Below are 12,109 nucleotides of genomic sequence, written 5' to 3'. Positions count from 1 at the left end.
TAAAGGTTAACTGCGCGGTAAAAGTGTTAATTCATCAAAGCCATGAACTGAGGCCAAGCCGCAGGATCTGATACGGTTTTGGCTTGGCAAAACCCGTTGCAAACCCCGAAAGTGCGGCCTTGTACTTCGAATAAATGGGTTACAGGGCGGCCGGAATAGGGGCAATTGGCGTTCTCTGCCGTGCCGGTTTCGACAATTTTTGCCTCCAAGGGGGCTGGGCCGGGCCAAGGCTTGGTGTCAAAATCACGCGCATACCAAGGCAACCGGACATTGCGGGCCTCGCCCATTGCGCGCCATTGCCGAAAGGCTGGATCAGAAAGATGGCGGTCGACATAGGCCTGCGCGGCTTCGCTCATGTCCAAGCCGTATCCCGCGATGCGGCCAGCGATGGGTGCAAACATAGCGTCCGCCGCTGAATAATCACCACAGAGCCAAGGACCACCTGATTTTTCGAGCGCAAATGACCAGACCTCATCAATGCGCGCGACATCGGCCAATGTGGCCTCGGAGGGCATAAAACTGCTATAGCTCACACCCAAGTTCATGGGGCACTCATCGCGCAATGCCCCATAACCGCAGTGCATTTCTGCTGCCAAATTCCGCGCCAGCGCGCGCAAGGACGGGTCAGCGGGCCAAAGTCCGGCTTCGGGGTGGCGGGTTGCCAGTTCTTCGGCGATAGCCAGACTGTCCCACAAAACATCACCGGTGTCGGTCACCAGTGTCGGCACTGTGCGGGCCGGTTTGTGGGCAGACAGTTGATTAGCAACACTGTCGACATCAAACTCGACTAAGGTTGGGTCAAACGGAATCCCAAAACGTTTCAGCATCAACCAGCCGCGCAAGGACCAGCTGGAAAATGTGTAGTCACCGATGAAAAGCTTATAACTCATTGAAATCTCCTGTTCGCTTGTCCGCAGGGTAATCACAGAACACGCTGTTAGGAAATTCAGATCTGTGCGCGGGGTTATCAGCAACTCTGATCACAGGTCCGTCATTGTGGGGTGTGTTAAACTTTTTATACCCCACATTTGATCCAATCCGCGTCTGCAGACGTATTACGCAGTGAACAACAAACCGATAGGGGGTTTTTGATGGCACTCGATGGATTGAATGACCGCAGTCTTCCGCGCAAGGCCATGAAGGCCGAACTGCTGGATGCAGAGACCGAGACCATGTTGGCGCGGGCTTGGCGTGACGACCGCGATGAAAAATCGCTGCATCGCCTGATCAACGCGTACATGCGCTTGGCGATTTCGCAGGCATCGAAATTCAAACGCTACGGCGCGCCGATGAACGACCTGATCCAAGAAGCGGGTCTGGGCCTGATGAAAGCAGCTGATAAATTTGATCCTGATCGTGGCGTGCGATTTTCGACCTATGCAATCTGGTGGATCAAAGCATCGATTCAGGATTATGTGATGCGCAACCATTCGATGGTGCGCACGGGGTCAACATCGGCGCAAAAGTCGCTGTTTTTCAATATGAAACGGGTGCAGGCGCAGATCGAACGTGATGCGTCTTCTGATGGGGTGGCTTTGGATGGACATCAGTTGCGGCACAAGATTGCCACAGAAATTGGCGTGCCGTTGCGCGATGTCGAAATGATGCAGGGCCGCCTTTCCGGGTCGGACTATTCTTTGAACGCTACCCAGTCCACCGAAGACGAAGGACGTGAATGGATTGATGCCTTGGCGGACGAAGGCGCACAGGCGGATGAGATCGTCGCCGACCGCCATGATACGCAGCAGATGCGGAATTGGCTGCTGGGCGCTATGTCTGCTCTCAGTGACCGGGAACGGTTTATCGTTCGCGAACGCAAACTGCGGGAGGATCCGCGTACGTTGGAAAGCTTGGGGCTGGAACTGAAGCTTTCAAAAGAACGGATCCGGCAGGTCGAAGCGGTTGCGATGACCAAAATGCGTAAAACTCTTGAAGGCAATGCCGACGAGGTGCATCAATTCTTGGCATGAGACATGTTCTGATGGCGCTTGCGCTGCTGGCATGTCCTGCCGCAGTAATGGCGCAGGATGTGCATTTTCTAGGGGAGACCCACGACAACCCCGGCCACCATGCGCGGCAAGCCGAGCGCGTATTCGCGTTGCAGCCGAAAGCGCTGGTGTTTGAAATGCTGACGGCTGAACAGGCCGCTTTGGTTGAACCTGATTTGCTTGGTGATCAAAGTGCGTTGCAGGCCGCTTTGCGGTGGGATGACAGTGGTTGGCCTGATTTTGGCATGTACTATCCGATTTTCACTGCTGTACCGACTGCCCAGATATTTGGTGCAGCTGTGCCGCGTGAAGATGCACGTCGGTTGATGTCGGAACCTGTCGAGGCTGTATTTGGTGTGGATTCGGGGCGTTTCGGGTTGGATCAACCTTTGCCTTCAGATCAACAAATCGCGCGCGAAGCGATGCAGCTTGCGGCCCATTGCGATGCGTTGCCCGCAGAAATGCTACCGATGATGGTCAACATGCAGCGGTTGCGCGACGCAGCTTTGGCGCGGTCTATTATTGCAGCTATTGAAGACACCGGTGGTCCCGTCGCGGTGATCACCGGCAATGGGCACGCCCGTAAGGATTGGGGTGCTCCGGCGATTTTGGCTATTTCGATGCCGGATTTGACTGTGACAGCCTTGGGACAGGGCGAAGAGGGCGGTGGTGCGCCTGACGGGTTATTTGATGAAATCGCCTACAGCCCCCCAACCCCGCGGGAAGACCCCTGCGCCGCCTTTCAGTAGTCATGCGAGCGCGTTGTATCTTGGGCGCGGCGGGCGTAACACTTGATCAAAGACGATAGGCAAGTGGGGTCATGCAGATGGGCAAACTGACAGGCAAACGCATTCTTTTGATTATTGGCGGTGGGATAGCGGCATATAAATGCCTCGACCTGATCCGCCGGTTGCGTGAACGTGGCGCTGTTGTCAGCCCGGTGATGACCCGCGCATCCGAAGAATTTGTGACCCCTCTGTCTGTGTCAGCGCTGGCCGGCGAAGAGGTGCACCGTGACCTGTTTGACCTGACCAAAGAGGCGGAGATGGGCCATATCCAGCTCAGCCGCGTTGCGGATTTGGTTTTGGTTGCTCCGGCCACGGCGGATTTGATGGCTAAAATGGCAAACGGGCATGCCAATGATTTGGCCACCACATTGTTGATGGCGACGGACACGCCGGTGATGATGGCCCCGTCGATGAACGTCCGCATGTGGGATCATCCGGCCACACAGCGCAATTTGATGACCTTACAAGGTGATGGTGTTGCTGTAGTTGGCCCCAACGAGGGTGACATGGCCTGCGGCGAATACGGCCCCGGCCGGATGGCCGAACCTATGGAAATTGTCGCAGCGGTCGAAACGGCGCTGGCAGACGGCCCGTTACACGGGCGCAGGATTCTTGTTACCTCTGGTCCGACGCATGAGCCGATTGATCCGGTGCGATATATCGCCAACCGGTCCTCTGGATCGCAAGGCACGGCAATTGCAAATGCCCTGCGTTCACTGGGGGCCGAAGTGATTTTTGTCACAGGCCCTGCAGAGGCCGCGCGCCCGACCGGCGTGCAGATCATTGAGATCGAAACCGCGCAAGAAATGCGCGATGCGGTGCTGTCGTCGCTTCCGGTTGATGCAGGTGTTTTTGCCGCGGCGGTTGCCGATTGGCGTGTTGCCAGCGCCTCACGCAGCAAGATCAAGAAGACAAAAGCGGGTTTGCCTGTTCTGGAGTTTGCTGAAAACCCTGACATTCTGGCCGAAGTTTCGCAAATGACAGATGGGCGTCCGGGGCTGGTGGTTGGATTTGCGGCTGAAACGGATGACGTTGTTGAAAACGCCACCTCCAAGCGGGTGCGCAAGGGCTGTGACTGGATTGTTGCCAATGATGTTTCGCCTGAAACCGGTATCATGGGCGGGTCGGAAAATGCCGTGGTTCTGATTTCCGAGGACGGGTCCGAGGCATGGCCGCGTATGGGCAAAGATGCCGTTGCCGCACGTTTGGCAGACCGCATTGCCCAGACATTGGGCGCTGTCTAGGCGCAGTTCAAGAATTGGCAAAAGAGGTAAGACGTGATCGCTATTCAAGTGATGTGGGACGACGGTGCAGATCAAACCCTTGGGCTGCCTTTCTATGCTTCGGTGGGCGCAGCCGGTGCCGACCTTCGGGCGAACTTTCCTGATCGTGGGACGCTAACTTTGGCGGCGGGTGCGCGCGCCTTGGTTCCGACGGGGCTGCGTTTGGCCATTCCGCTTGGTTACGAAGTGCAATTGCGGCCGCGCTCTGGATTGGCGCTCAAGCACGGGATCACCTTGCCCAATAGCCCGGGCACCATCGATAGCGATTATCGCGGCCCTTTGGGGGTTATTGTGATGAATGCCGGGCAAGAGAAATTTGATATCGCCCATGGGGATCGTATTGCGCAGATGATCGTCGCACCTGTTGTCATGGCCGATTTTGCGCTCGTCTACGCTTTGGACGATACCGACCGCGGCACCGGTGGTTTTGGGTCAACCGGGAGATAATGACGTGTTCCTTGTTCTTGCTTTAGCCGCGTTCCTTTGGGGCGCTGGGCATGTATTTCACCTGCCCAAACGGTTGCGATTGGCGCTGCTGGCGGTGCTGTTTAGCACTGTTATCCTTTTTAATCTGACGTTGCCTGACGGGCATGCGCTGCGTGTCGCGACGGGGGGAAGTGCGGCTTTTTGGTTGATCCTTCTGGGAAGTGCAGGCTTGGTCTGGGTCTATCGGATCGGTTTGGCTAAGCTAAAGGCCCAAGCCAGTGCCAAGGACGCCCCCGTGAGTGACACATCCCCCCTGTTTGCCGAAGGCGAATTGCACCGCTACACCCGCCATATTGTCTTGCGCGAATTGGGCGGGCCGGGGCAAAAAAAGCTGAAAGAGGCGCGGATTTTGGTCGTTGGGGCCGGGGGGCTTGGCTCTCCGGCGTTGCTCTATCTGGCGGCGGCAGGTGTCGGCACGATTGGCGTGATCGACGACGATGAGGTCGACGTTGGCAACTTGCAACGGCAAGTGATCCACAGCGATGACGCGATTGATACGGCGAAAGTCTTTTCAGCCGAAGCGCGGATGAAGGCGATCAATCCTTATTTGCAGGTGTTGCCCTACAAGCGACGGTTTACCGCTGACATTGCAACCGACCTGATCGGGGACTTTGATCTTGTATTGGATGGAACCGATAATTTCGACACGCGCTATCTGGTGAACGAAGTCGCGACTGCGGCGGGCAAGCCGTTGATTTCCGGTGCGCTTAGCCAATGGGAGGGGCAGATCAGTGTTTTTGATCCCGCCCACGGCGGCCCCTGCTACCAGTGTATTTTCCCAAGCGCGCCTGCACCAGAATTGGCGCCCAGTTGCGCAGAAGCCGGAGTTTTGGGCCCCTTGCCGGGGGTTGTCGGATCCATGATGGCAGTCGAAGCCGTCAAGATTATCACCGGCGCCGGGGCGGTGCTGCGCGGGGAAATGCTGATCTACGATGCGCTTTGGGGGGAAACCCGCAAGATAACATTGAAAAAACGTGACAATTGTCCGTGTTGTGGGGCGCAGGCATAGGGTCTCCCCATTGCAGCGGGCGGTTGTGCGCCCTAGATTTCCCTCAAAGTTATGGAGATCGAAATGACCAACCCCTTGCTGCAAGATTGGCAAACGCCCTTTGGCATCCCCCCCTTCAACAAGATTTCCGACAGCGATTTTGCCCCGGCGTTTGACGCCGCGATGGCGCAGGATCTGGCCGAAGTAGACGAGGTGGTGAACAACCCGGATGCGCCGACCTTTGAAAACACCATCGAAGGGTTGATGCGCACCGGCGCAGCGCTGGATCAGGTTGCGTCTGTTTTCTTTAATGTGGCCGGTGCCGACAGCAACGAGGCGCGCGAAGCCTTGATGCGGGAAGTGTCGCCCAAGCTTTCGGCGCATAGTTCGGCGATCTATTCGAACACCGCTTTGTTCGACCGTATCCGTGCGGTATGGGATGCGCGCGGCAGTTTGGATCTGAACGACGAACAGCAACGGGTTTTGATGCTCATGCACCGAAGCTTTGTGCGTGCGGGGGCGGCGCTGACCGGAGATGATGCTGGTCGCATGGCCGATGTGAAAAACCGTTTGGCGGTGCTGGGCACGTCCTTCACCCAGAACCTTTTGGCCGATGAACGTGATTGGGCGATGGAGCTGGCTGAAAGCGATCTGGACGGGCTGCCGGATTTTGTCACTGGTGCAATGTACCAAGCGGGCAAAGAGCGTGGACTTGGCCCAGTGGTGACTTTGTCCCGTTCCATCATTGTCCCGTTTTTGCAATTCTCGAAGCGCCGTGATTTGCGTGAAAAAGCCTATGCCGCCTGGGGGGCTCGCGGCGCGAATGGCGGAGAGACCGACAATCGCGGCATTGCGGGCGAGACATTGGCGCTTCGTGAAGAGCGGGCCAAGCTTTTGGGCTATGGCGATTTTGCGGCCTACAAGCTTGAAACCGAAATGGCAGGCAATCCGGACCGTGTGCGCGATTTGCTGATGGCGGTTTGGGAACCTGCCAAACAACAGGCGAATTCGGACGCTGAGGTTCTAGAGGCGATGTTGCGGGCCGATGGAATCAGCGGCCCGTTGGAAGCTTGGGATTGGCGATACTACGCAGAAAAGCGGCGTCAGGCAGAGCATGATCTGGAGGAGGCTGAGGTTAAGCCTTATTTCCAATTGGACCGGATGATCGATGCGTCTTTTGATTGCGCAACGCGTCTGTTCGGGCTGGAATTTGCGCCGCTTGATGTGGCTTTGTACCACGAAGATGCCCGCGCATGGGAAGTCAGCCGCGACGGCCAGCCGATTGCCGTCTTTATTGGTGATTATTTTGCCCGCGGGTCAAAACGGTCCGGCGCATGGTGTTCTGCCATTCGTGCGCAGCGCAAGTTCCCCGATGTGCAGATTCCGATCGTTGTGAACGTGTGCAACTTTGCCAAAGGGGATCCCGCGTTGCTGTCGTATGATGACGCGCGCACCTTGTTCCATGAATTCGGACATGCATTGCATCAAATGCTGTCGGACGTGACCTATGACATGATTTCCGGCACTTCGGTGGCGCGTGATTTTGTGGAATTGCCCAGCCAGTTGTATGAGCACTGGCTTGATGTGCCCGAGGTGCTAGAAAAATTCGCAACCCATGCAGAAACCGGCGCTCCGATGCCCAAAGGTCTGCTCGACAAAGTGTTGGGGGCCGCCAATTTCGACATGGGGTTTTCGACGGTTGAATATGTGGCGTCGGCCTTGGTTGACCTTGCGTTTCACCAAGGCTCGGCCCCTGCGGATGTGATGCAAAAACAGGCGGAGGTGTTGGAGACCCTCGGAATGCCGCGCGCCATTGGCATGCGCCATGCGACCCCGCATTTCGCACATGTTTTTGCGGGCGATGGCTATAGCAGCGGCTACTACAGCTATATGTGGTCTGAAGTGATGGATGCCGATGCATTCGAGGCCTTTGAAGAGGTCGGCGATCCCTTCGATCCGGCAATGGCCAAGAAGTTGGAGCAGTTCATTCTTTCGGCAGGCGGATCACGTGACGCACAAGAGCTTTATATGGCCTTTCGGGGGCGGATGCCCGGCGTCGATGCCTTGCTGAAAGGGCGCGGTCTGGCGGGTTAAACGCGTCCGCGCGATCAAAACTTCTGGCGCGAAAGGGTAAAGCCCTCTTGTGCCAGAAGGTTCAGCACACCAAATTCCCCCATCAAATGTGCGGCACCAAAGGCCACAACAATTGGACCGTCCGTTTCAGCAGCAGCATCCAGAATAACGGGTATCCAAGCGCGGTTTCGGTTCACCAGCAGTTCTTGCTCCAATTCTTCGAAAACCGCATCGGCTTGGTTCTTGCTCATCTGGGAGAGTTGGGGCGCTAGAATTCGGTTGATATGCCAGCCTTCTGCAATCTGTTCTTCAAAGTATGTGGCGAGTGTGGTTGTCATGCCGTTTTCTGCGGTTTCAGCGTCCGTCAGGCTGACTTTCATCATGTCGATTTGCGTTTCAAGCGGTTCTTGCGCAAATATCTGAAACAGCGTCTGGGTGTCTTCTAGCGACCGGGTTGGCACATTTGCATCGTTTGCCACCTGATTTAGCTGGGCATCCAAGCCGTTGGCCCCAGATTGGAAGTCCGCCATCATGCAGGGTGGGATGGCCAAGGTCATAGACAAATACCATGGCTGCATTTTCGCGGCCATAAAGGGTGGGATACCGCGTGCCTGCGCCGCCTCTGCCAAGCGGTCCCAATCAGGTGCAGGCATCAAATCAATAAGTGTGTCGCCTTGAAGCAAGATGAGAGACGGATCAGAGGCAAGCCTTTTTTGCAAATCCGTGGTGTCACGATCATTGGCTTCTAACAGCAGCAGGTCCGCTGATTGAACCAAGGGGGCCAAGCGATCAAACGGTGCCTTCAGGCGTGGATCATCAAGGTGGAGCGTCCCGATCAAATGAAGAACGTCTTCACCGCGCACTGCCTGCCAATGATTTCCGGACGCAAAGGGCGTCGCATCTACGCTGTTCTTTAGTTCATTGCGCTGCATTGCGGTTAAGCCGGACCGCAAGTCGGTCCCCGCACAGGTGGCCTCAGCAGACTGGGCAGCCAAAGTGCAAACGAGAAACGTAAAAAGATATCTTAACATGGTGGCTCCGGGATGAAACTTGGGGCAGTTTAGGCGCGTTGTGGGTTAGAAGAACAGGTGAAATAGGCAGCTATGCGGCGGGAAAGCGATCTTTACGGACCGGTTAAAAAGATGCTCGAAGGGCAGGGGTATGCGGTAAAAGGCGAAGTTGGTGCTGCGGACGTTATGGCTGTGCGCGGCGATGAGCCACCGGTTATCGTGGAGCTTAAGCTTAGCATTACCTTGTCACTTTACCATCAAGCGGTCACGCGTCTGGCTATCACCGATGCCGTCTATATCGCTGTGCCCAAGCCCAAAGGAAAAACCGCCAAACGGGCGCTAAAGGACAATATGGCGATGTGCCGTCGTCTTGGGCTGGGTTTTATCACGGTGCGGCCCGATTTTACCGTCGAGGTGCAATGCGATCCCGGCCCCTATGCTCCGCGCAAAAACAAAAATCGCCAATCGCGGCTGTTGCGGGAATTCCAACGCCTGGAAGGGGATCCGAACAAAGGCGGGGCGACACGGCATGGCATTGTCACCGGCTACCGGCAGGATTCGTTAAAATGTGCAGCAATGCTGGCAGAGGTCGGTGCGAGCCGGGGCAAAGACGTGGCCAAGGCAACCAAGGTCGGCAAAGCCACGACGATCATGCGGGACAATCATTATGGTTGGTTTGATAAGGTCGAAAAGGGCGTCTACCAACTGTCCAAGACAGGACACCAAGGATTGAAACATTGGGCCTATAGTTGGGAATGACGAAGGGTTTCGCCGTTCAAGGTGCATGCCACCCCTTACTATAGCTTGACGAAACGCAAATAAACCGTCATTGGCACATCAGTCGCTGCGCTGCCGCGTGAGCTAGCCGAGCCTTATGTGCTCTCAGTGACACCAGATAACGTTTCCCCATCACGCAGGGCTGCAAAGGCAAAGGCCGGTCAGACTGGGATACTCCCACTGCCCAGAGGTCTTGCCACACCCTCACTTGGTCGCATGATCCATGCGGCTGTGGACATCTGTCGCGCGGGCACTGGCTTGTTGCGGCTCCAAAGGATTTATCTTTGTTGAACTTTGACGAACTTGGCCTGAAACCTGCCCTTAACGCTGCGCTTAAAGAAGCTGGTTTTGAAACTCCAACACCGATCCAGACACAGGCCGTGCCTTTGGCGCTGGCCGGTCACGACATCATGGGCCTTGCCCAAACCGGCACCGGTAAAACGCTGGCCTTTGGTTTGCCGCTGGTAAACACTTTGCTCGGCATGCATGGCAAACCGGCACCCAAGACCGCTTGGGCACTAATATTGGCCCCGACCCGCGAACTTGTGAATCAAATTGCGGACAACATTAAGGTTTTGACCACAAAAACACCTCTTAAGGTGGCAACTGTTGTTGGCGGCCAATCCATCAACAAGCAGATCCAGGTTTTGGGTCGCGGTACTCATGTTCTGGTGGCAACACCTGGCCGTTTGATTGACTTGATGGACCGCCGTGCGGTTGATCTGAGCTCGGTTCAGAACCTGATCTTGGACGAAGCGGACCAAATGCTGGACATGGGCTTTATTCACGCGCTGCGCCGGATCGCGCCTGAATTGGGCACACCCCGCCAGACTATGCTGTTTTCGGCCACTATGCCCAAACAGATGGAAGAGCTGAGCCGCGCCTACTTGAACGACCCGAAAAAGGTTCAGGTTTCGCCCCCCGGCAAAGCCGCTGACAAGATCGAGCAATCGGTTCACTACCTCGACAAAGGAGCCAAGCCGCGTAAATTGCGTGAAATTCTGGCTGCTGACAAAGAGGCCCTGACACTTGTATTTTCGCGGACCAAACATGGCGCGGAAAAACTTATGAAGGGGCTGGTCGCGGATGGTTTTAACGCAGCTTCGATCCACGGCAACAAAAGCCAGGGACAGCGCGATCGGGCGATCAAAGCTTTCCGCGCAGGTGAAATCAATGTGCTTGTTGCCACGGATGTAGCGGCGCGCGGCATCGATATTCCCGGCGTTGCGTATGTCATCAACTACGACCTGCCTGAAGTTGCGGAAAACTACGTGCACCGTATTGGCCGGACGGCTCGTGCTGGCCGCGAAGGTCAGGCCATCGCGTTTTGCTGCGCCGAAGAGGTTCGCCTGCTTTGGCAAGTTGAAAAAGTGATGAAAAAGGAAATTCCGGTGGCCAGTGGTGAACAGCCCATTCCGGTCGATGCCCCCAAGCCGCAGCGCGGACGTGGTGGCGGAGGAGGCGGCGGTGGCCGTGGCGGCAACTTTGGTCGCGGCGGTGGCAAGCCTGCCAATTCCGGTGGTCGTCCCGGCGGCGCGCCAAAACGTCGTCGGTCTGGCGGCGGGCGCTAAGACGACCAAACGACGCTAGATTGACACTTGTTCGACCGTCGTTTTCAACAATTCGGCCGAGGCGCGCAGCGCCTCGGTTTCTTGGTCTGAAAGATCTGGCAGCAATTCGGCGCTAACGCCATTTGCGCCGACCACTCTTGGAACTGAACAAGCCACATCTGGCACGCCCAGCACATTTGATACGGTGGATACGGTCAGCACAGCTTGCTCGTCCGATGCGATGGCTGAAACAATCCGCGACAGCCCCGCCCCGATCCCATACCAAGTGGCCCCTTTGCCCTCGATAATCGTATACGCGGCGCGGCGTACACCTGTGTCGATTTTTGCGCGTACGTCCTGTGTGATCGGACTGCCGATCTGCGCCGCAAACCCGGCAACCGACGTCGATCCCACGCGGGCAGAAGACCATGCCAAAACCTCTGAATCGCCATGCTCTCCCAAGACGTAACCATGCACAGAGCTGGGTGCGATGCCCAAGTGCCGCCCGACCAGCCAGCGAAACCGCGCGGTATCCAAAATGGTGCCGGAGCCAATCACCCGCTCTGGTGGCAGACCTGAAAGGCGCTGCGTAATCTGCCCCATGACATCCACCGGATTGGAGGCGACCAGCAAAATAGCTTCGGGACAAACCCGCATCACATCCCCCACCACACTGCGAAACACAGTGGCGTTGCGCTCCAGTAGTTGCAGCCGGGTTTCGCCGGGTTTTTGGCTGACTCCGCAGGCCAATATGACGACTTTGGCACCGGATAAATCGTCATATTCCCCGGCATCGATTTGCACGGCATGGGCAAAGGGCACTGCATGGGCGATGTCCTCAGCTTCGGCACGGGCGCGGGCTTTGTCCAGGTCAACCAAGACAATACGGGACGCGGCCCCTCGCATCACACAAGAAAATGCTGCCGCAGAGCCGACCATTCCGGCCCCGATGATTCCGATTTTCATGTTATTGCCCTCGTGCCATCGCCATGTTTGCGCTAAATGTTCTTGGTGAAGTGATGCCCTTTTCTGGTCGAATTTACCAGAGATACAGGGCTTTGTGCAGGATGCTGCCTTGGCGTGCGGCCTGACTTGCAATTAATTTCGGCACATCCGGTTGACTCACTGCGAAACGGTGCCTAGCTATGCCTCGTTAGCACTCGCAC

11 protein-coding genes are annotated in these 12,109 nt (G+C 56.5%); 8 read left to right on the top strand and 3 right to left on the bottom strand.

The features are described 5' to 3' along the window. Nucleotides 1-26: 26 nt before the first annotated feature. Complete coding sequence (locus C8N36_RS14930; RefSeq protein ID WP_097805489.1) at nucleotides 27-890, bottom strand: glutathione S-transferase family protein; 864 nt, start codon at nucleotides 888-890, stop codon at nucleotides 27-29. 201 nt (nucleotides 891-1,091) lie between these two features. On the opposite strand from C8N36_RS14930, the gene C8N36_RS14925 reads away from it, so the two are divergent. From C8N36_RS14925 to C8N36_RS14900, 6 genes are all read left to right on the top strand, one after another. Next, the gene (locus tag C8N36_RS14925; RefSeq protein ID WP_097805488.1) at nucleotides 1,092-1,970 is read left to right on the top strand and encodes an RNA polymerase factor sigma-32; all 879 of its coding nucleotides are present in this window, start codon (nucleotides 1,092-1,094) and stop codon (nucleotides 1,968-1,970) included. Further along, entirely contained in the window at nucleotides 1,967-2,737 is a 771-nt protein-coding gene (locus C8N36_RS14920) for a ChaN family lipoprotein (protein ID WP_097805487.1), read from the top strand. The genes C8N36_RS14925 and C8N36_RS14920 overlap by 4 nt, the downstream gene beginning before the upstream one ends. A gap of 77 nt (nucleotides 2,738-2,814) precedes the next feature. Continuing rightward, entirely contained in the window at nucleotides 2,815-4,020 is a 1,206-nt protein-coding gene (gene coaBC / locus C8N36_RS14915) for a bifunctional phosphopantothenoylcysteine decarboxylase/phosphopantothenate--cysteine ligase CoaBC (RefSeq protein WP_097805560.1), read from the top strand. A gap of 51 nt (nucleotides 4,021-4,071) precedes the next feature. Beyond that, a complete protein-coding gene (gene dut, locus C8N36_RS14910) occupies nucleotides 4,072-4,506 on the top strand; it encodes a dUTP diphosphatase (RefSeq protein WP_303745210.1) in 435 nt (144 codons plus the stop codon). 4 nt (nucleotides 4,507-4,510) lie between these two features. Further along, entirely contained in the window at nucleotides 4,511-5,554 is a 1,044-nt protein-coding gene (locus C8N36_RS14905; protein ID WP_097805559.1) for a HesA/MoeB/ThiF family protein, read from the top strand. A gap of 63 nt (nucleotides 5,555-5,617) precedes the next feature. Continuing rightward, nucleotides 5,618-7,627 carry a M3 family metallopeptidase gene (locus C8N36_RS14900; RefSeq protein WP_097805558.1) on the top strand — a complete coding sequence of 670 codons (2,010 nt, stop codon included), beginning with the start codon at nucleotides 5,618-5,620 and terminating at the stop codon, nucleotides 7,625-7,627. Nucleotides 7,628-7,641: 14 nt separating this feature from the next. On the opposite strand, the gene C8N36_RS14895 is transcribed toward C8N36_RS14900, so the two are convergent. Then, entirely contained in the window at nucleotides 7,642-8,637 is a 996-nt protein-coding gene (locus C8N36_RS14895) for a TraB/GumN family protein (RefSeq protein ID WP_097805485.1), read from the bottom strand. 72 nt (nucleotides 8,638-8,709) lie between these two features. Here C8N36_RS14895 and C8N36_RS14890 point away from each other — a divergent pair, with 72 nt between their 5' ends. Beyond that, nucleotides 8,710-9,375 carry a DUF2161 domain-containing phosphodiesterase gene (locus C8N36_RS14890; RefSeq protein WP_097805484.1) on the top strand — a complete coding sequence of 222 codons (666 nt, stop codon included), beginning with the start codon at nucleotides 8,710-8,712 and terminating at the stop codon, nucleotides 9,373-9,375. 302 nt (nucleotides 9,376-9,677) lie between these two features. Continuing rightward, a complete protein-coding gene (locus C8N36_RS14885; protein ID WP_097805483.1) occupies nucleotides 9,678-10,964 on the top strand; it encodes a DEAD/DEAH box helicase in 1,287 nt (428 codons plus the stop codon). Nucleotides 10,965-10,979: 15 nt separating this feature from the next. Here C8N36_RS14885 and C8N36_RS14880 read toward each other — a convergent pair whose 3' ends face one another. Then, nucleotides 10,980-11,909, bottom strand: a complete 930-nt coding sequence (locus C8N36_RS14880) for an L-lactate dehydrogenase (protein WP_097805482.1) — start codon at nucleotides 11,907-11,909, stop codon at nucleotides 10,980-10,982. Between the last annotated feature and the right edge of the window lie 200 nt (nucleotides 11,910-12,109).

Origin of the sequence: Pelagimonas varians (assembly GCF_003208435.1) — a bacterium.
Taxonomy (GTDB): Bacteria; Pseudomonadota; Alphaproteobacteria; order Rhodobacterales; family Rhodobacteraceae; genus Pelagimonas; species Pelagimonas varians.
The sequence above is the reverse complement of the archived record's forward strand: the minus strand, read 5'-3'. Positions and strand labels throughout refer to the sequence as shown.